The organism is Psychrobacillus sp. Z3-81, assembly GCF_056620325.1.
This window is the reverse complement of record NZ_JBWQPU010000002.1, coordinates 247,914-267,604: the sequence shown is the minus strand read 5'-3', so window position 1 is coordinate 267,604 and position 19,691 is coordinate 247,914. Positions and strand designations below refer to the sequence as shown.

At 38.2% G+C, this 19,691-nt stretch carries 22 protein-coding genes; 19 read left to right on the top strand and 3 right to left on the bottom strand.

All coding sequences use genetic code 11. The features are described 5' to 3' along the window. The first annotated feature begins 187 nt into the window (after positions 1–187). Genes AC1ECF_RS03535 through AC1ECF_RS03515 form a run of 5 tightly spaced genes read left to right on the top strand, consistent with a single transcriptional unit; the run spans position 188 to position 4,282 of the window. Positions 188–877: an HAD family hydrolase gene (locus AC1ECF_RS03535; protein ID WP_480388012.1), complete on the top strand. Its 690-nt coding sequence runs from the start codon at positions 188–190 to the stop codon at positions 875–877. A 15-nt stretch (positions 878–892) separates the two neighbouring features. Continuing rightward, positions 893–1,312 (top strand): NUDIX hydrolase, encoded by a 420-nt coding sequence (locus AC1ECF_RS03530; protein ID WP_480388011.1) that lies wholly within the window; start codon positions 893–895, stop codon positions 1,310–1,312. Positions 1,313–1,338: 26 nt separating this feature from the next. Further along, positions 1,339–2,415, top strand: coding sequence for a metallophosphoesterase (locus AC1ECF_RS03525; RefSeq protein ID WP_480388010.1), 1,077 nt, complete (start codon positions 1,339–1,341; stop codon positions 2,413–2,415). A 10-nt stretch (positions 2,416–2,425) separates the two neighbouring features. Further along, entirely contained in the window at positions 2,426–3,073 is a 648-nt protein-coding gene (locus tag AC1ECF_RS03520) for an HAD family hydrolase (RefSeq protein WP_480388009.1), read from the top strand. Between the two features lie 12 nt (positions 3,074–3,085). Then, positions 3,086–4,282, top strand: coding sequence for an RtcB family protein (locus AC1ECF_RS03515; protein WP_480388008.1), 1,197 nt, complete (start codon positions 3,086–3,088; stop codon positions 4,280–4,282). Positions 4,283–4,339: 57 nt separating this feature from the next. Here the strand turns inward: AC1ECF_RS03515 and AC1ECF_RS03510 are convergent, their stop codons facing one another. Next, positions 4,340–4,903 carry a DUF5412 family protein gene (locus tag AC1ECF_RS03510; protein WP_480388007.1) on the bottom strand — a complete coding sequence of 188 codons (564 nt, stop codon included), beginning with the start codon at positions 4,901–4,903 and terminating at the stop codon, positions 4,340–4,342. A 211-nt stretch (positions 4,904–5,114) separates the two neighbouring features. Here AC1ECF_RS03510 and AC1ECF_RS03505 point away from each other — a divergent pair, with 211 nt between their 5' ends. From AC1ECF_RS03505 to AC1ECF_RS03490, 4 genes are all read left to right on the top strand, one after another. Beyond that, complete coding sequence (locus AC1ECF_RS03505; RefSeq protein WP_480388006.1) at positions 5,115–5,420, top strand: hypothetical protein; 306 nt, start codon at positions 5,115–5,117, stop codon at positions 5,418–5,420. A gap of 208 nt (positions 5,421–5,628) precedes the next feature. Beyond that, on the top strand, positions 5,629–6,168 hold the full coding sequence (locus AC1ECF_RS03500; protein WP_480388005.1) for a sigma-70 family RNA polymerase sigma factor: 540 nt from the start codon (positions 5,629–5,631) through the stop codon (positions 6,166–6,168). Beyond that, positions 6,149–7,381, top strand: a complete 1,233-nt coding sequence (locus AC1ECF_RS03495) for an FG-GAP repeat domain-containing protein (RefSeq protein WP_480388004.1) — start codon at positions 6,149–6,151, stop codon at positions 7,379–7,381. Before AC1ECF_RS03500 ends, AC1ECF_RS03495 begins: the two co-directional genes overlap by 20 nt. A 472-nt stretch (positions 7,382–7,853) precedes the next feature. After that, positions 7,854–8,690 carry an alpha/beta fold hydrolase gene (locus AC1ECF_RS03490; protein ID WP_480388003.1) on the top strand — a complete coding sequence of 279 codons (837 nt, stop codon included), beginning with the start codon at positions 7,854–7,856 and terminating at the stop codon, positions 8,688–8,690. Between the two features lie 39 nt (positions 8,691–8,729). Here AC1ECF_RS03490 and AC1ECF_RS03485 read toward each other — a convergent pair whose 3' ends face one another. Further along, on the bottom strand, positions 8,730–10,145 hold the full coding sequence (locus AC1ECF_RS03485; protein ID WP_480388002.1) for an HD domain-containing protein: 1,416 nt from the start codon (positions 10,143–10,145) through the stop codon (positions 8,730–8,732). 227 nt (positions 10,146–10,372) lie between these two features. On the opposite strand from AC1ECF_RS03485, the gene AC1ECF_RS03480 reads away from it, so the two are divergent. The 5 genes from AC1ECF_RS03480 (at position 10,373) to AC1ECF_RS03460 (ending at position 13,567) form a co-directional block, all read left to right on the top strand. Next, positions 10,373–10,936, top strand: coding sequence for a hypothetical protein (locus tag AC1ECF_RS03480; RefSeq protein ID WP_480388001.1), 564 nt, complete (start codon positions 10,373–10,375; stop codon positions 10,934–10,936). Positions 10,937–11,004: 68 nt separating this feature from the next. Then, on the top strand, positions 11,005–11,844 hold the full coding sequence (locus tag AC1ECF_RS03475; protein WP_480388000.1) for an ABC transporter permease subunit: 840 nt from the start codon (positions 11,005–11,007) through the stop codon (positions 11,842–11,844). Continuing rightward, a complete protein-coding gene (locus AC1ECF_RS03470; RefSeq protein WP_480387999.1) occupies positions 11,841–12,902 on the top strand; it encodes an ABC transporter permease in 1,062 nt (353 codons plus the stop codon). Before AC1ECF_RS03475 ends, AC1ECF_RS03470 begins: the two co-directional genes overlap by 4 nt. 272 nt (positions 12,903–13,174) lie before the next feature. After that, on the top strand, positions 13,175–13,363 hold the full coding sequence (locus AC1ECF_RS03465) for a hypothetical protein (RefSeq protein ID WP_480387998.1): 189 nt from the start codon (positions 13,175–13,177) through the stop codon (positions 13,361–13,363). After that, positions 13,364–13,567, top strand: a complete 204-nt coding sequence (locus AC1ECF_RS03460; RefSeq protein ID WP_480387997.1) for a helix-turn-helix transcriptional regulator — start codon at positions 13,364–13,366, stop codon at positions 13,565–13,567. 29 nt (positions 13,568–13,596) lie between these two features. Here the strand turns inward: AC1ECF_RS03460 and AC1ECF_RS03455 are convergent, their stop codons facing one another. After that, a complete protein-coding gene (locus AC1ECF_RS03455; RefSeq protein WP_480387996.1) occupies positions 13,597–14,607 on the bottom strand; it encodes an IS1595 family transposase in 1,011 nt (336 codons plus the stop codon). Between the two features lie 654 nt (positions 14,608–15,261). Between AC1ECF_RS03455 and AC1ECF_RS03450 the strand changes: the two genes are divergently transcribed. The 5 genes from AC1ECF_RS03450 to AC1ECF_RS03430 all read left to right on the top strand — a co-directional run bounded on the left by AC1ECF_RS03450 (position 15,262) and on the right by AC1ECF_RS03430 (position 19,684). Then, positions 15,262–16,515 (top strand): Y-family DNA polymerase, encoded by a 1,254-nt coding sequence (locus AC1ECF_RS03450; protein ID WP_480387995.1) that lies wholly within the window; start codon positions 15,262–15,264, stop codon positions 16,513–16,515. Positions 16,516–16,602: 87 nt separating this feature from the next. Continuing rightward, the gene (locus AC1ECF_RS03445) at positions 16,603–17,004 is read left to right on the top strand and encodes a GNAT family N-acetyltransferase (protein WP_480387994.1); all 402 of its coding nucleotides are present in this window, start codon (positions 16,603–16,605) and stop codon (positions 17,002–17,004) included. 22 nt (positions 17,005–17,026) lie between these two features. Then, entirely contained in the window at positions 17,027–18,163 is a 1,137-nt protein-coding gene (gene dnaN, locus AC1ECF_RS03440; protein ID WP_480387993.1) for a DNA polymerase III subunit beta, read from the top strand. A 266-nt stretch (positions 18,164–18,429) separates the two neighbouring features. Beyond that, positions 18,430–19,047 (top strand): S16 family serine protease, encoded by a 618-nt coding sequence (locus tag AC1ECF_RS03435; RefSeq protein WP_480387992.1) that lies wholly within the window; start codon positions 18,430–18,432, stop codon positions 19,045–19,047. Between the two features lie 100 nt (positions 19,048–19,147). Next, entirely contained in the window at positions 19,148–19,684 is a 537-nt protein-coding gene (locus AC1ECF_RS03430; protein WP_480387991.1) for a D-glycero-alpha-D-manno-heptose-1,7-bisphosphate 7-phosphatase, read from the top strand. The last annotated feature ends 7 nt before the right edge of the window (positions 19,685–19,691 follow it).

The window sequence follows — 19,691 nt, the reverse complement described above, 5'->3', positions numbered from 1 at the left end:
GGTTATTGGTATTAAGATATTTATTAGCCTTATTTCTCGCCAAATTTATCTCACTCATCGATAAAATTATGTGAGTTTTTATTGTAGATTGGATGTCATTCGTTCTTGACTATGGTGGGCGCTTATTCATCTTCATTGAAAAGGAAAAATTGCTATTAGCTAAAATGTAATTAATGGTAAACTTAATATGTCAAAATATTTCGGAGATGAGGGCAGGCACTTGGTAAAGGCTATCTTTTTTGATCTATTTGAAACGCTGATTACAGAATGGAAGGATGGAAAAAGACTTGGGTCTTATTCTATTCATGAGCTAGGTCTTGATGAGCAGATTTTTCGGGATGAGTGGCATAAACGGATTCCCCTTCGCATGGATGGCACTATTCCTGATTATCCAACTGCTATTCGAGATATTTTGCAGGCCTATCAATTAACAGTAGAAGAGAATGTGCTTAAAAAGTTATTGCAGGAAAGAATCCGTGGTAAAAGTTTATCCTTCCGGGAAATACAGAGGGATATCCTCGACATGCTTACTAGGTTAAAGAAACATAATATTTTACTTGGACTGATCAGCAACTGCGCACCTGAGGAGGTAGAGGGTTGGCATAATTCCCCTCTTCCAGAACTATTCGACGATGTCATTTTCTCCTACAAGGTTAAATGTGCAAAGCCCTCAACAGCCATTTACCAGCTTGGCTGTGAACACTTGAAAGTGAATCCCTCTGAAGGCCTGTTTATAGGAGATGGGGGATCTAACGAGCTTGCTGGGGCAAAGGCAGCTTGGAGCCCTATCATGCTACTTGGTTCCTGCCAGAGAACATTAGGAATAGAACAAATGAGTTTCCCAAGCTTGGTTATCCAAGGGAGCTTAGTGAATTAGTGGAGGCGATGCTAAATGTCTAAAATGGTGATTGCGTTAAAGGCTTGTATTTTTAAAGAAGGAAGATTGTTATTAGTAAAGCGTGTCTCAAACGATAATGTAGGAGGGGGCACGTGGGAAACAGTAGGTGGGAAATTAGACTTTGGAGAAAAACTAGAGGAAGCATTAGTACGAGAAGCACAAGAAGAAACGTCTCTACTAATAAAACCAACGGAGCTTTTGTATGCTACTACTTTCTTAACTGATCCAGCTCGTCAGATGGTGATGCTGGTTTATCTAGCTACAGTAGAAGAGGGCTCGGTTAGTCTATCTGAAGAGCACTCTGACTATAAATGGGCGACCAAAGAGGAAGCACGTTCATTATTGCCGGCATCAATCATACAGGATTTTGAACAAAACAATATTTTCTCTTTAGGACAATGGGAACAGTCATAAATTTTATAGCTTATGGAGATGAAACAATGATACATATAGAAAAATTGGAGCTGGATCCTGCCAAACGGGTCATTTTCACCTCCGATATTCATGCAAATCTAGCGTTATTTCAACGCTTACTAGAAAAGGTGAACTTCACCAAAGACGACTATTTATTTATCAATGGAGATATATGCGAAAAGGGACCGAACTCCCTTGAAACAGTTGCCTATATTCGAGAATTACAAGCGAGCAATTCCAATATCTATATCACAAAAGGAAATTGTGATGTGGTACACCGATACGTTTGGAATGAAAACGAGCGAATCCTCCCTTATATTCAAAACAGGAAAACCATATTAAAGGAAATGCTTGAGATAAAGGGAAAAAGCTTGGAGGATTTCCCGTCCTTAAAGGAGCTATCAGCTTTCTATAAGGAGCATTTCTCAGAGGTACTAGAATGGTTAGAAAGCTTTCCGATTGCCTATGAAACCGAAGATTTTATCGTTGTGCATGCAGGTTTAGGAGATAAAGAAGAGTGGAAGGAAACCGAAGAAGAGACGGCATTATACATAGATGCATTTTATGAAAAGCACCATCATGCACCAAAGCCGGTTGTCGTGGGGCACTGGCCGGTAATCAATTATCGGGAGAAGGAAGTATGTACAAATAATCCTCTCATTGATTTGGAGAAAAACATCATATCTATTGATGGTGGCAATCAACTGAAAAAGGAAGGTCAGCTAAACGCACTTATCTATCATAAGAAGGCATACAGCTATACATATGTGGATGATTTAACAGAACAAATCACTATTAAGAAAGACTACGAAGAGAAGTTAAATAGAATTGGTACGGTTACTTATCCAAACTATGAGCTGCGTATCCTACAAGAGGAAGAGCATTTCTCCCTTTGCGAGAATATCCAAGCACAGACAAAGCAATGGGTGAAAAATGAATATATAAATAAAGAAAATAATAGATGTAAAACCGATGTTAGCACTACCTTTTTGTCTGTATCTGCAGGAGAAGTTGTTTCCATTATCGATCAAGACTGTCAGGGCTTCATGCTAGTGAAAAACGAAAGTGGAGAAGTAGGCTGGATTTCAAGGGATTTAGTTTAGGAGGGGTCAAGTGAAAGCAATCATTTTTGATTTTGATGGAACACTTGCAAATACATTGCCGGTTTGTTTTCATTCTTTTCAACAGGTTTTTAAAAAATATGACCAGCGAGAGCTAACAAAAGAGGATATTAAAGCCACGTTTGGTCCGTCTGAGGTAGGTATTATTCAGGCGAACTTGTTGCATTCGTCTGTAGAGGAAGCCATTGAGGACTTCTATTTTCATTACACAGAGAATCACGAAGCAGCGGTACCGTCTAATCAAGAGATGCTCCAAATGTTAGCTGATTTGAAGGCTGCCGGATATCAATTGGGGATATTTACAGGGAAGGCGAGTAGAAGCTTGGAAATATCGTTAGCTGCTCTAAATATGAAGCATTTCTTTGATGTGAAGATAACCGGGGATGATGTACAAAAACCAAAGCCACATCCGGAAGGTCTTCAACGTGCCATGGAGCTTCTAGGAGTTTCTAAGGAAGAGACAATATTTTTAGGAGATAGCGATGCAGATATTCTTGCAGGTAAGGAGGCAGGTGTGTTTACGGTAGGAGTTCAATGGCTTCCTGAATATCATGCTGCTGAATTTACTAGTAAGCCAGATAAAGAGATACAATCTGTTCAAGAGTTAATGGAGCTGCTATTAATGGAGTCTACAATCTAAGGAGGGATGTACGTGGGGGAGATTATATTAAATGGAAAATATGATCAAGCAAAAGTGTTCACGGAAAACATTGATGAGTTAACGGTTGGACAGATTACCAATTTTTTAAATCAACCCTTTGCAGAAGGGGCGAACATACGCATTATGCCGGATACCCATGCAGGAAAGGGAGCAGTCATAGGTACCACAATGAAAATCACGGATAAAGTAGTACCAAATCTAGTGGGAGTCGATATTGGCTGCGGGATGCTATGTGTGGAAGTCCGAAAGCAAAAGGTTGATTTTCAAAAACTAGATGACGCGATACGAGCGCTTGTCCCTGCTGGACAATCGATAAGAGGAAAAGCGCATGCATTTGCAAAGAATATCGAATTAGAGAAAGTGACTGCTCCTTTTTCTGAAAATAGAGCGGTTCTTTCCGTAGGAAGTTTAGGAGGAGGCAACCATTTTCTTGAAATGAATACAAGTGAGGATGGGCGTCTTTTCTTAGTAGTCCATTCAGGCTCTCGTCATCTAGGGGTGAAGGTTGCTACTTATCATCAAAACAGGGCCATTCATTATTTGAAGAATGATCCAGACGGCTTGGAAAAAGTGATTGAACAATTAAAAACAGAAGGAAGACACAGAGAAATCCAGGAAGCGATCAAGTCATTTAAAACAACTAAGCCAATAGTTCCAGACGAATTAGCTTATCTTGAGGGCAATTTAATGGATGAATATCTAAATGACTTAAAGATAGCGCAGAACTTTGCCAAGTGGAATAGAGCTGCCATGATTCAAGTAATAATGGAAGCAATGGACTTTCAAGAGGTTGGACGAATTGATACAATTCACAACTACATTGACTTAGACCATATGATTTTGCGAAAAGGAGCCATTTCTGCTAGAGCAGGAGAAGAAGTACTGATTCCAATCAATATGAGGGACGGCTCGATCTTAGCAAAAGGAAAAGGAAACGATGATTGGAATCATTCGGCACCTCATGGAGCAGGACGTATTCTTTCTCGATCGAAAGCCAAACAAACTCTTTCCTTGGAAGATTTCACAGAAACGATGAAGGGTGTTTATTCCACTAGCGTTAAACAGGAGACATTAGATGAATCTCCGTTTGCTTATAAAACAATGGAAGAAATTATTGAAAACACAAAAGATACGATAGAAATATCGTCAATTCTTAAACCACTTTATAACTTTAAAGCAGCTGAATAGCAGATGAAAGTAACGTTTCTCACTGACGTTTCTTTTTTAGTATTAGGCCTGTTTTATTCATTTGTATTCAGATCGGTAACACTGTTCGTAATCGTTTTTCATCAACAAACTTTGACAAGCCAAGCCGTTTTCGTGATAAATTTCACTTTTTACTTTTAACAAGACGTTCTTATTAGAATTAGCCCATTCATCTGTATTGCTAATAGATAGAGATTCATCATCAACCCAACTCATATGAAAATAATTCTTTGCATCTGCATAATAGATGATTTTAGTTGTATTCTTAGCATTGTTTATTACTTCAATCCATACATTTACACCACCAGCAGCCCCTCCATAGGGTTCATAATAAGCATTTGCAGTATATTTTCCTGTCGGGGAAGAAATTTCAGGACCTTCTTGCATATGTTTTCTATTGATGTCATCAAATGAAAAAAAGTACTGAATGTATATGAAGATACTGAAAAATAATAGCACTCCTATTAAAGTCGACGCTAAGGTCTTTCGTGGAAAGTCTTTTCGTTTAACAAAATAAATGACTAGTTTAAAAATGAAAATGAAAAATACGATAAGTGTAAATATTAAACTAAAAAAACCAATTGTATTAAGTAATGGGTGCATGATTTCTCCTCCTTTACTTTATAACGTAAAATTGGAATAATTGGTTCGTGAATTACAATAAGTAACATTTTTCTTTTCTATTGGTAGAAAGAAATTTTTATCAAAACTATTTGGTGCTAAGTCTTGCTCGTCGGTACCTCTATTTAAAAGATGAAGTTGAACGATTAATAACAATAGTAAAATCTTCATTAAAATAGTTGGAGTTGATTTTATGGATAATAAAATAAAAAATATTGAGAGCACCGTGATAGATTTACTAACAATATTAAGAAGGTATAATAACGGACAGATTACCTTCCAAATAGATCAACTAGAAGATATATTGAATGTAATTAATTCCAATTCTGATGACCAAATAAAACAAAACAGGATAAAGACTTTAGTTGATACTCTCTATCCGATCAAAGGGGGATTAACCGACTTCTATATTTGGAAAGAGGATGTCCAAGAAAGAGTTTCTATAAACAAACCTATTAGTGAACTAAATGATAAATTATGGAATTATACAAGAGATTAACATAGCCCTAGATATATCGAACAGGGTAGAGCCGCCGATCCAGCCAGTTGAATATTTAAGCAAGCACTTACGATTATGATCAAACGAAAAAATCGTGAGTGCTTTTCATATGCTCTTTTTATTGTGCAGATAAATGAAAACTTGGAATTTATATGAAACCTTTTTAATGAGAGCTCCGTCTAACTATCGATTTTAAAGAGGTGATGATGTGAAAGGGAAAGAGGATGATTTACAGTTCGAGGAAGTAGTTCGAGCTTATGGAGAAGAGCTGCTGCGGCTGGCTTATACATACCTGAAAGATCGGACGCTTGCAGAGGACGTTGTTCAAGAAGTATTCATCAAGGCATTTGAGAAAAGAAAGGATTTTAGGGGAGATGCTAGCTATAAAACGTATTTATATCGGATAACCATTAATAAGTGTCATGATTATTTTAGAAGCTGGTCTTATAAAAATACTCAAGTATCTTCCTTTATTCAACAAGTGTTAAAAAGCAATCATTCGGTTCAAGAAATAGCGCAGACCCGGAATGACGAGCTTATATTGGGGAAGGCTGTTTTGCAGCTTTCGATTAAATATAGGGAAATTATCGTGCTCTATTACTATAAGGATTTTTCGATAGAGGAAATTGCAAAACTGCTAGATTGCTCTGGAAACACGGTTAAAACAAGACTCCGTAGAGGGCGACAACTACTAAAGAAATATCTGATGGAGCAGGGGGGCGATTTGCATGAAAAATTCTCCATTTAAAAGAGGGATTAATCAGATGATAGGGGAAGAACAGTGGCTGGATGATGAATTGACAAAACGCTTTGTTCAAGCTAGAAAAAAGCAGAGGAAGCCCAAAAAGACGGTGAATAGATTAGTCCCTGTCCTTGTCATGCTTTTCTTACTTGCTGGAGGTTTTGCTTACTATCAATTGTTTCAACCTTCCATAGAACAAGCTTCTCCTTCGAAGGATGAATATCCGCATATAGAAGAACTTGCAAAAATAGTTGGCGAAAGAACGGAATCTGAGAAAGCTGCACAAGTGTTTAGAGATTACCTGATTGGACTTCAAGAAGCTGATACGGAATTGCTTCAATCTGTTTTCTTTGGAGAGGACAAATCTCTTAGCACACTATTGGAGAGATATGAACAAGTCGATTTTCAAAGCTTACGGATTGAATCAATCATCCCTAGTAGGGGGAAACCTGGTTTCACGGTGAAGCTAGTGCATCAAACAAAGGAACACACAAGCGAATATATCCATTCTATTTGGCTTGATACGCTGGATGGAGTTCAAGTAGAAATCTATGAAAAACCTACCGAGGAATGGCATGTGTTTGATAAAATGATTGCTCCTTCAGAGGTTCAGTTAACCTATAAAGACTATTCACCACAGGTTATTGAAAGCACCAATCCTGCAATCAAAGAAGAGGACATCCTGATGACGGAGAAGCTTCCAGACCAGTCCACTCTAAAGTTAGTGGAAAGCGGCCAAGGTAGCATCGATGTCTTCATAGAAAAAGAGGAGAAAGTGTATAGCTTAGGAGAGATTTATAGTCACATGGAAGACGTGAAGATTTTATTTGAAAGTGAATACTTTGATAATCTTCAATGGACTGTAACCGTTGGGGGACCATCTAATTGGTTGCTTGTGTTTTGGAATGATACAGACGATGTCTACCAGGTGGAAACAGTGGAGGAAGTCCCTCTTGTAAATGATGTAAATAATGATGGAATCTATGAATTATTTATACTTGGTGACAATCAAGTAAGTATTCTTCGATATGAAGATGGTCGATTTAACATTGCCTTTGTCAATGAGCCATTTGTTAACGCTTTTCGATTTGAGGAAATCACTACAAGCCTTGGTATTGGCGAATCTACGATTAGTGTGAAATTTGAAGATCTAGAAGGTGTTTCTGAGTACCTATATCAATTGGAGGGTACCGACAGACTGCTTTTAATTGAGGAATAGCGAAGAGGTTGGGACAAAAGTGGATTCTTACATGAAAGAGAATAGTACAAAACCATTTCTTGATTTGTTGCACATTATTTTTACAGGATTCTGATTAAGAGTTATTCATTAGAAGTTAGCACTGATGGTTCGGAACAGCGTCGGCGACTCCTGTGGGAACAGCAAATAACTTTTGCGACGAAAGCGAAGCGACAGGAGCACCGAGTGAGAGAAGGAAGGAAAACTAAAAACGTCACATCGTGTGACAACGTTTTCCTGACCAACATCCTGTTGACCTCCACTCCAAGCGTCCGACGCAGTGGAGAACCTCACGTTTTAACAATAAAGAAGCACTTACGATTTCATCCATAATATAAAATTGCAAGTGCTGTTCTATTGTTTTGTCCCAGGCGTTTTTTCTCTATCTAGAAAGGGTATTTGCAAGTATAGAGAGAACTACTAGAAGAAGGTAAAAGTGGAGAGGGTGTCGTGTATGTGGGAAAAGCAATTTGTTCAAACACAAAGAGGAGCCTTTGAGGTTTTTATAAATGGTGCAGGGACGCCATTAGCTGTTACTCATCTCTATAGTGCGTTCGATGAGCGAGGCAATCATTTTGCCAATCAATTTATAGAGAATTATCAAGTTTTTCTGATTAACCTGCGTGGAGCAGGGGAATCTGTAAACGTTGTGGAAGAAAAGCAATATAGCATGAGTGAGGCGGTACTCGACTTAGAGGCTATTCGGGAAACGTTAGGCTTTGATCGATGGGCATTCGCAGGTCACTCTGCTGGTGGAATGCTTGGATTAAAGTATGCTATTGAAGCTCCGGCTGGTTTGACAAAAATTATCTTAGGTGGAGCTGCCGCCAGTAGGGAATATGGCTATGATGTGACGAGCATCTACAATGACCTAAACCCGAAATCAGCACGTGTGAAAGAGATTATGAACCTTTTAAGTGACCCGGATACTTCGCAGGAGGAAAGACAGAAGCTCGGATATGAATGGGCATTAATGTCCTTTCAATCAGAGGAGAAGCTGAAAAAGAGCTTAGAAACGCCGAATAGCGGTAAAACAGTTGGGGCAAGACTAGAATATTTTCGAAGAGTCGAGTTTCCTGAATTTGACCTGCGTGAGGAATTGAAAGCTGTTCATCTACCTGCATATGTGTATGCAGGTAGACATGATGCCCAGTGCCCTTTTAAATATGGGGCTGAAATAGCAGCATTACTACCAAACTCTAGATTCACTAAATTTGAGGAAAGCAACCATTTTCCTTATGACGAGGAACCCGAAAAGTTTCAAGCATTCGTGAAATCAATGTTAGATTAATAAAAAAGGTGTGACCAGCTGTTTGAGTGGTCACACCTTTTAATCGTTCGACAGGCCTTTTTCATTACTTACGGCATCTCCTATTTCTTTGATTGCTTTAGAGGTCTGCACATAATGAAGCCATTTGGCGTTTACCGTAATTTTCTCTTTCACGTATAAGTCCACAATATCTAATTCCTGTAGCTGACTCTGTACAGATTTTGCTACTCCGTTCACCTTCGCAAACACCAGCTTATTGGCAAGCTCAGGATTTAGCGCATATGCAAAATCAATAATATTCGAGTTTTTAGGGAGCCTAATCACATCCATTTTAGGTGTAAAGACAATAATCTCCTTCTGAAACATTTCAAAGGATACTAAATCACAAAAGGCGATGGAATTATCTGCTACTGATTGGACGGTGCGAATCGTATTCCCTAATAAGGCACTGCTTAGAGCAGGGACATCCACTTGCTTGATTTTCTCAAAAAGGCCACTTTCTCTAAAGATGGCCGTGGTTTCATCCTGAATCGTGACGTTGATGACTCTTTCTCCCAGTTTCACCTTCGTCTTCAAATATTTCATATATGGGTGAATATTAATCGCAATACTATCCTTGAAATGATCTGAAATTGGCTCAAATATAGAATGAACTATCCCTAGGCTCGTATAACAATCCTTGCTGGACTTGGTTGAAATATAGATTGTAAATAAATTCTCCCAATTTCCATCCTCACTTAACAGATTGTATGCCTTATAAATCGGTGTACATCTCCACTCAATCTGTTGAACAAGCTTTTGTAGATCTTTTTGAATTAAGCTTCTTGTAAATGATTCAAACATTTCTTGATAGTTGGAAGAATGTTCGAGCATCAATTGGTAGAAGTGTGTATATCTCGATTCGTTTAAGTAACGAAAACCTAATTCCTCGAGCTCTTCTTGAAGCTTGAATAAGCCAACCTTTTCTGCCAAGGGGGAAAAATATAGGAGTGTTTCATTGGCATAAGGTATTTTCTTTTCCGTATTTTTTACTTCAAGGGTTCGCATATTATGTAGCCGGTCTGCTAATTTTACTGCGGCAATTCGTATGTCTAGAATTGCGGAGGTGAGCAACTTTTCCATGTTAGCGGCACTATATTCTTCTTTCTGTAATTCGCCTTTTTCTAGCTTTGTAAGTCCTTCCACAATGAATGCTACTTCTTTGCCGAATTTTTCTTGAATAGTAAGCAAGGGAATGGCTGTGTCCTCAACTACATCGTGAAGTAAGGCACATATTAAAGAAACAGAATCTGCTTGAAATTCCGTAAGGATGTAGCATACTTCCAGAGGATGAATGATATAGGGCTCTCCGGTAGCTCGCTTTTGCCCCCTATGTGCCATGTCTGCAAATTGAATGGCTTCTGCAATTATTAGTAATTCTTCCTCTAGCAAGTATTTACTATTTTCTAATAATCGTCTCTTTAGTTCCTCGACCATCGTCTTACTCCTCTATGGGAAAATACATTTTTTTTAATTGTAGCAGAGTAATAAAAAGAATTCTTTAAAAATTTAATAAATATACATTTTTCGGTCTATTTAAAATAGGTTGTGTAAGTTTATTAATAGACAGTAGTAAAGTTTAACCAAATTAAATATTTACACAGCACGGAAAGATGTTATAATTATCCAAATAGATAGGAAATTCAATGAAAGGAGTTTTACCAATGGAAGGTATTATAGAAAACCGTCATATGTTTTTGGCGATTAGCGTTTGTACGCTATTATTATCTCCGCTTATCATTATTATTGGGCCATTATTTATCGCTCAAACCCTATTTTATGAGAGGGGATATTGGCTCATACAAGCACCTTCAGTAAATTACATTCTTTTTACAATTGGTTTTATCCTTTTGACTGGTGCATTCATTATCCTTTGGTTAAAGGATATCAATAAAAAATCTGTACTTTTTGCTGGAATACTAATAGTGGTATGTGTTGTTTTATTGTTCGGAGCTTCCTCCTCGTATGAAAAGATCATGCCTGGCGCAATAACAATTAAGTCTCCTTTTTCCTTTGAAAAGCAGGTATATGCATGGGAAGACGTAGAAAAGGTAGATTATTATCTTTATAAGGAGCATAGGAATGACCGTTATTTTATGTTTTATTTCAAGGATGGGTCTAGCTGGAGGTTAAACCAAAGTGGCTATGTTACCTCAGAGGTGCATTCAAAGATAGAAAGTAAATTATCAGAGCTAGAAACCCCCTACAAGTTAAATTTTTTAGAATGAAAAGCCGTTCATTCAATATATTTTGTTAACACATGCATCTTGTTTTGACAATAGCAGGAGGAAGGACCATGAATAAGTTTTTAGGATGGATGCTTCAGCTGTTGGTCGCTCTTATTGGTGTTTTATTAATCAGTGGTTTACCAACTCTTATAGCAGGCTTTCAAAATAGAGAATTTTTAGGGAAGGAATACATAGAACAAATTACAGGGATTTTCCCACTTTCTGATTTTTTATCGCTCCATCTCGGTACACACATACGGGAATATATATTTTACTCTTTAGAGATTTTGTTTCTATCTCTATTGGCAGCTGTTGTTTTTGCTTTGATTTTCACTATACTTACCATGCTTTTTTCCGAAAAAACTCGTCAGCGTATTAAGTCTTTGTTCTTCTTTTTAGAGGCTATACCTGATATTTTGGTCATTATGCTTGTGCAACTGGCTATTATTTTTCTTTATAAGAACACCGGTATTTCGCTATCTATTGCAGTTACTGGAGGAGAAAAGCTATATGCTCTGCCTGTATTTTGCTTAATGATTCTACCGATGGTTCAGCTTTATCGCTTGAGTATGCTGACCTTCGAGGCCGAAGAACGCAAAATGTATGTGGAGCTTGCTAGGTCATTGGGCTATGGTAAGCTTGCTATCCTAATTGGACATATTTTTCGGAATGCCATTATCAGCGTATTTTTTCAATCAAAGAAGACTATGTGGTTTATGCTTTCCAACTTATTTATTCTAGAAAGAATGTTTAATATGCCAGGAATTATGTTTCATCTAGGCTCCAGTCTATCCGGCGAGCTCTTTTTAATTACCGTAATCAGCTTCTTCTTCCCGGTTTTTATCATGTATAGTGTTGGGGAATGGTACTTCCTTCGAAAAGTGAGTAAGGGAGGTGCGTTAGAATGAAATCTATCTGGAGACAGCCTTATTTTGTGTTTGGTTTTTTCATATTTAGCTTTTTTCTAGTAGGCAGCTTTGTATACGAATGGGTTTTTGGTCCCGATCCGAAGCAAACATTCTTTCTCTACGATGAAAATGGGATTTTACTAGAGGCCGCACCTCTTTCCCCAAGCCTTAAGCATCCTTTAGGTACAGATCAGGATGGATATGAGATGCTAAGTAAAATCATGGTTGGAGCAAAGGTTACCATTCTTTCCGCCATGGGTGTTGCAGCGGTCCGAATGCTGTTTGCAATACCGCTTGGTTATGCCATCGGTACTTATTGGCAGAGAAGACGCTCGCTTATTAATAGCTTTATTGATCCTTTGCATTATATCCCGATGACGATTTTTTCGTATCTTATGCTTTTCCCAATACTTTGGGAACCGCCCGGCGGCTTTACGACGACCCTTTGGGAGCGTATTTTTTATCAAGTTATTTTAATGGGAATTATCACAGTACCTATTGTTGCCGCTCTAATAGGCAACGAGGCAAATCTGCTTTATCATAATGAATTTATTTTGGCTTCTCGTACGCTTGGTGCTAGTCGCTTCCGCATCATACGAAAGCATTTGTATCCATTGATGCGAGAAAAGTTATTTGTGCTATACGGCCAACAGGTAGTGGAAACGCTTGTTGTATTTGCACATTTAGGGCTCCTGCAGCTATATATTGGTGGCACACACGTGAGCTACGACCCGATGTTTGGTGATCCACCGAAGTCCATTGCCTTCGAATGGGCGGGACTTTTTGGTGCTTCCTTCCGCTATCTGCAGGGTGTCCCATGGCTCGCATTGGCACCAGCAATCTGCTTTGCTCTATTAATACTTTCCGTAGCTTGCATGATTGAAGGCTATACAAGAGCAATGAATGGCCAAGTGAAAATTCCAAAACGACGAAATCAGCTAATGGTCTCTGAGCAGACTGTTGAGTGGAACAGACAGCAGCTTAAGGAAAAGTTGGAGCTGTTGACAAAACAGGATGAGGACAAGTTGATAAGAAGTAAGGAAAAGGTTTCGGATTAAGTTCCGAGACCTTTTTGTTTTAGGCTGTTTTCTCAAAGATTGTTGCTATTGGTCATAATCAATAAATAAACAAAATGTAAAAATGATTTGACATTTCAAAAAAGAAAGATACAATAATAAATGTAAAATACTTTTTACATTTATGAGGAGGGGATTGAAATATGTATTGGATAATTTTATCTTTAATTATTTTAGCAATATGTCTCATTTTAATTGTGACGACTCTTGTTTCATTACCTAAATTAGGTGATGAAAGGACGAATTACATTAAAATGAAAGCACAATCATACGTGTTTACAGTTGTAATCGGTGTCTTGTTGTTAGAAATTATCGAATCTATTTATTTAACAGCTTGGACAGACAGTTCTTATGAAGGTATGAATCCATTTAGTTTTCTTGTTACGATTTCGGTTATATATTTAATCTCGTTACTATTATCTAAGAAGAAATATGGCGGTTAAATGAAAAATCGTATTAGGGAATTAAGGAAATCGGTAAGACTATCTCAGGAAGAACTGGCTAAACTTTGTAATGTAACAAGACAAACGATAAATGCGATTGAAAATGATAAATATGACCCCACTTTACAATTAGCTTTTAACATAGCCTCTGTACTGGATACCACAGTAGACGAGCTTTTCATAAACGATACTGTTAGAAAATAATAAAATCGACCTCATATCGAGGTCTTTTATTATGCACTTTTTAATAATTCCACAGTTGTATAATTTGATTTTTGACACGCTGAAATAAGCATTTGTTCTATTCTTTTATCAAATGCTAAATGTTTCCCTATTTCAAGCCAACGGAACCAGTATAGATAATTGTCTAAATAACGAGTTCCTACACCTTTAAAGCGTTCCATCCAGCCTTTTAAGCGATTATGAAAATTATTTACGTGTTGAATATGAAAAATCCCTTTTTTCACACGTTGTTTTAGTCGTTCATTTACCGTTTCGTGTTTTAACCCCTTGATTCTTGCAAACTTCTTATAATTAGTCGCTGTATCTGTACACAACAAAGAAGACTGGTGGATATACTCACCTATCACATTGTCGATTTCCTCTGCTTTAACACGACCTGTGCCTGCTTTTCGAGCAATTATATTGCCATTACGGTCTTGCGCCACTACAACGGCAATTTTAAGATTGGAAATCCCTCTTTTTTCGTCTTTTTCTCCACGCTTTTTTGGTTTTCTATGGTTTATTTGACGATGCCCCTTTAAGGATTCACGAAAGAAGGTTTCGTCACTTTCAACGATACCTCGTAATTGGTTAAAACCAAGACTACCTAATGCGTACAAGATTTTATGTCTCCAATAAAATGCGGTAGAAATGTGTATTTGAAGTTTGTCAGCAATTTTAGGTAACGTATATCCTTCAACCATAAGTTCAATATATTTAACCCATTTTTCAGGATAACGTGAGCCTGAGAATGGAGTATTCGTCATATCGTTGAACGTCTTATTGCAATCCTTACACAGATAGCGTTGGCGACTACGATATTTGCCGTTTCGTTTAACAGATGTACTACCACAATGAACACAGCCTAATCCCGATGAAAATCGTGCTTCACGAATACTTTTTAGAAGTTTATTGATTTTATCTGGTTCTTCTGGGAATAAGTCTTGTTTCATCGCTTCAAATAGTGCTAACTGTTCCGATTTACTTAATTCGCTAAAATCCTCATAAACGTCTAACCACATAATCTATGCCTCCTTAAAGCCTATAACAGCCTTGTTTTAAGGGGGGATTGGTGGTATCAGATGTGAGCTTTTAGCTATTTTATCATTGAAACTGGAACATGAGTCCGAGAGATTGGCTCACCGTTAAGTGATATTTCCAGTGAAAAGGAAATACGTGCGGTTGCTGTGGATTTACTTGCGAATTGGGAGTGCTTACTTGCGCTGTCGTTTCCTTTAGTTGCGCTCTCGGTTAATTTAGTTGCGTTTGTCAACAAATTTACTCGTAGTGACTACGGATTTAGTTGCACTTATCGCTAAATTAGTTGCAAAACGGATTATATTGGAAAATAAAGTTTGGGAGCTCTACTCACATTCAAATGCATTACCAATAAAAAGGAAACACTTGCGATTTTACGAAACTTACTTGCGGTCGTGGAATGAATACTTGCGTTTCCAAAAGAGTTACTTGCGATAACGAGCTGCTTACTTGCACTCTTTGCCAATTTACTTGCGATTGTCAATATGTTAGAAACGCCTACTGGTGATTTGGTCACCGCTTATCTTTATTTTCCCACAGATTGGAAAACAGTCATCTTTCCCCCTGAAATATCCATTGAATAAGAACAAATGTTTTGGGTATAATATAAGAACAGATGTTCTATGGAGGTTATGAGGATGTATGAAGGATTGGAAAGTCGAAAAATTATCTGTATTGATATGCGAAGCTTTTTTGCGAGCTGTGTGGCAGCAGACAGGGGATTAGATGTGATGACTACTCCGATAGCGGTCATTGGGAACCTCGAGCAAAAGGGAAGTGTCGTCCTGGCTGCATCGCCACCTATGAAAAAGAAATTTGGTGTCAAAACCGGTACACGCCTTTTTGAGATTCCAAACGATCCATCTATTCATTTAATTGAGCCGAAAATGGAATTCTTTGTTCGGATGTCCATGGAGATTACGCGTTATTTAAATCAGTTTGTGCCGATGGAGGACATACACGTGTATAGCGTGGATGAATGTTTTGTTGACTTAGGAGGAACTGAAAAGCTCTGGGGACCAGTAGAGAAAACTGTCAAGCATATACAGGATGGGCTGCATTATCAATTTCAGCTTCCCTGCGCAGTGGGAATGGGACCCAATATGCTGATGGCAAAGCTTGCTCTCGACCTAGAAGCCAAAAAAACAGGATTTGCGAAGTGGACTTACGAGGATGTGCCGAAAAAACTATGGCCAGTTTCACCTTTAAGTGAGATGTGGGGGATTGGCTCTAGACTGGAGAAAACGTTAAATAATATGGGGATTTTCAATGTGGGACAGCTGGCAAAGACGCCGCTTTCCATTTTGGAGGATAAATTTGGGGTGATGGGAAACCAGCTTTATCACCATGCGTGGGGAATTGATTTGTCAGAGCTCGGTGCGCCGATTGTAGACGGGCAAATTAGCTATGGAAAAGGGCAAGTCCTATACCGCGACTATCGTACAAAGAAGGAGGTAATGGCGGTTATTTTGGAGATGTGTGAGGACGTAGCCAAGCGTGCGCGCGAGGCAAATATGGCTGGAAGAACGATTCATCTATCGGTCGGCTATAGTAAAAATGCGTTTGGAGGAGGATTTAACCGTTCTCGTTCTATAGAAGAGCCGACGAATGCGACAATGAAAATCTATCGAGTATGCGAGAAGATTTTCGATGAATTTTATGATCATCGTCCGGTTCGTAGGCTGGCTATTTCTATTACAAACTTAGAGCCCGAGAGCTCCGTTCAGCTTAGCTTTTTTGAGGAGAGAAAGTGGAAGGAGCACAAGCTTGGAAAGACGATGGATTATTTAAGAAATAAATACGGTCCAACTGCGATTCTGCGAGCCGTTTCTTATACAGATGCCGGCACAGCAATCAATAGGGCAGGATTGCTTGGAGGACATAAGAAGTAACGGAAGCTGACTAGTAAAGATAGTTGGCTTCTTTTATTAGAAAGGAATTTACCAAATTTAGGCGAATTAATAAAGGGGAGGGAAGCTATGAAGGAAATAAAAAAGAATGAAATAGATAGATCGCTAGAAGAATTACTGGCATATGCGGCAAGTGATGCTCAAAACGAAATAAAGCGTTATCAGACAGAACAAGAAAGACTGCTGTTTGGAATAAAAAAGAGGAATGGATGGGCAGGGTGTATCGGAATAAGAGAATTGGCATTGGGAGAAATAGAAATTCTCCATATTGCCGTTGCTTTAGAATATAGAGGAACAGGAACCGGTAGGGAAATGATTCGACAAATAAGTCAGCAACGCAAGCCTGCAAGAATAAAAGCGGAAACAGATAAGGATGCAGTGGGTTTTTATAAAAATTGCGGATTTACTATCACCAGTTTAGGCGAAAAATATCCAGGAATCGAAAGGTTTTTGTGTACGAAAGACTTATAAAAGTGACTAGGGGGACATACATATGAGATTGGATATTATGCGCGATCATTTAGTAGAGGCACTACATAACGTGATGAGAGCGGTTAGCTCGAAGACGACATTTCCAATACTGACAGGAATAAAAATGGAGTTGAATAGGAAAGGACTGCTGTTGACGGGAAGTGATTCAGATAAGACTATCCAATCCTTCATTAAAGCTGAAAAGAACGGAGACCAGGTAATCAGAGTAGTAGAAGAAGGTTCTATTGTCGTTCCTGCTAGGATGTTTTATGAAATTATACGGAAGCTACCTTCGAATGATGTAACGATTACGGTCGGTGCTAATTATCAAACCAACATTCGTGCTGGAAAGTCAGATTTTCATTTGAATGGTATGGATCCAAGTGAGTATCCTCTTATCGGAGAACCGGAAGATACAGAATTATTTTCAATTAAGGGACACGACCTTCGTAAAATCATACGAGAAACTGTATTTGCAGTGTCGACTTCAGAGACTAGACCTGTATTAACAGGAGTAAAGTGGAGCCTTCAACAGAATGAGCTAAATTGCACGGCAACAGATAGTCATCGGCTTGCAAGAACAAAGATATCCTTAAGTAGTGTTCATGAGACAGAATATAATCTAGTGATTCCTGGAAAGGTTCTAAATGAGTTACATAAAATGATAGAGGATACGGAGGAGTTAGTGTGGATCACCTTTAATCAACAGCAGGTAATGTTTAAAACTCCTCAAATTGTATTTATTTCTCGTTTATTAGAGGGAAATTATCCAGACACATCTAGACTAATCCCACATGAATTTCAAACCTCACTTGAGGTTGATGGGAAGCATCTTTTTCAAGCGATTGATCGTGCATCCTTAATGGCGAGAGAAGAAAGAAATAATATTGTTCGTTTGAAAGCTATAGGTGAAGGGTCTATTGAAATATCATCTCATTCACCTGAGGTAGGACATGTAGAGGAAGAGGTTCCTGCGTCTACACTGGCTGGAGAAGATATCACCATTTCTTTTAGCGCTAAATATATGATGGATGGACTAAAGGCATTTGGAGATCAGCCGATAAAAATACAATTTACCGGTAGTATGCGACCATTTGTCATTCATTCTCTGGAGGATGATCGGTTGCTTCAATTAATTGTACCGGTAAGGACATATTAGGGGAAAAGGAGAGGAACAATATATTAACAGGCAAGAAAAAATATGAAATTCTACCGCTATTCCTGTGCATTTTCTTATATTTTTATTGTCTACTCTCCTATTTATTTGGATATATCAATAGCGATATACTAGTGGCGGCAATCCTATTATTGATGGTATGCCACTTACTGATAATGCTTAGAAATAAGAAATATTTTCAAAAACGATCTCTCTTCCTTCCGTTAATCGCTATTCTTGTCCTATTACTTTATGAGGGTGTTTTTTTGATGGTGGCAGATGAAGTTGCATATTACGTAGAGCCGGAAGAAATAATTGCGGGAACTAACATATTCAGCTTGCCAGTGGGAACGGTCCCGAGGAAAAACGTAGAGAAGGAAAGGCTGAATACATTTCCTTATTTTCCAGAAGAAGAAATCAAACAATCTCCTTTAGAGATTTATACAGCTAAAAACAGAGCATATTGTCAGCTGCTTACCATTTGTGCAGAGGATTTTGAGATGATGACTAATCATATTAACGCTTACTTAGGAGAAGTGAACCATCCTGCAATTCAGCGATTTTTAAAAAGAGCTAATTACAAAGGAAATAGTGCTGGCCTCATGCTAGTAGTGTCACAGCTAGTCTATGAAAATAAAATAAGAAATGATGAAAAGATCGCCATTACTGGAGCAGTTACTAAAAAAGGAAAAGTGAAAGAAGTGGGGATGATTAGGGAAAAGGTGTTCACTGCGGCAATTAGTGAAATCGACAATATTATACTCCCAGAAGAGAATAGAGAAGAGGCATTGAAAATTAAGAAGGTATATAATTTTCAAATGAATATCTACGGGGTAAGTAGTGTAGAAGAAGCGCTAGCAACAATTAAAGAAATTAATAATAAATAGAGTTTAGACCGATAAGAAATTATCGGTTTTTTTATTTGGTACATGACTTTTTAAATAGATGGGTAACGTAACTACATCGATCAAAAAGAGGTGTACAACCATGAAAACAGCAGTATTTTTGGACAGAGATGGAGTTATTAATGAGGTGCTGACAAAGAGAGTCAAATTTGTAAATCATCCGAAGCAGCTGTACTTCTTGCCTGGCGTAGCAGTAGCAATTAAGATGCTAAATGCTCATTTTGACCATGTGTTTGTCGTTACGAACCAAGGTGGTATAGGATTAGGTTATATGAGGGAGGAGCAGCTTCAAAAAATTCATCAGTACATGATTAGTGAGTTGAAAAAAGAAGGGGCTGTCATTGATGAAGCTGTATATTGTCCACATAAACCAAAGGCTGGCTGTGCTTGTAGAAAGCCTAATAGTAAATTAATTGAAGACTTAGCCGAACGATATCAGATAGATTTAGCTAAATCCTATATGGTCGGAGATACGGACACGGATATTATGGCAGGGAAGAGAGCAGGTACGAAGGGTGTTTTCCTAGGAAAAAGCGATTCGCTTGCCGATGCTGTTTTTCCAGATTTACGAGCTGCTGCAGAGTGGATAATCATGGATAGCAAAGGAGAAACAAAGTAAGATAGAG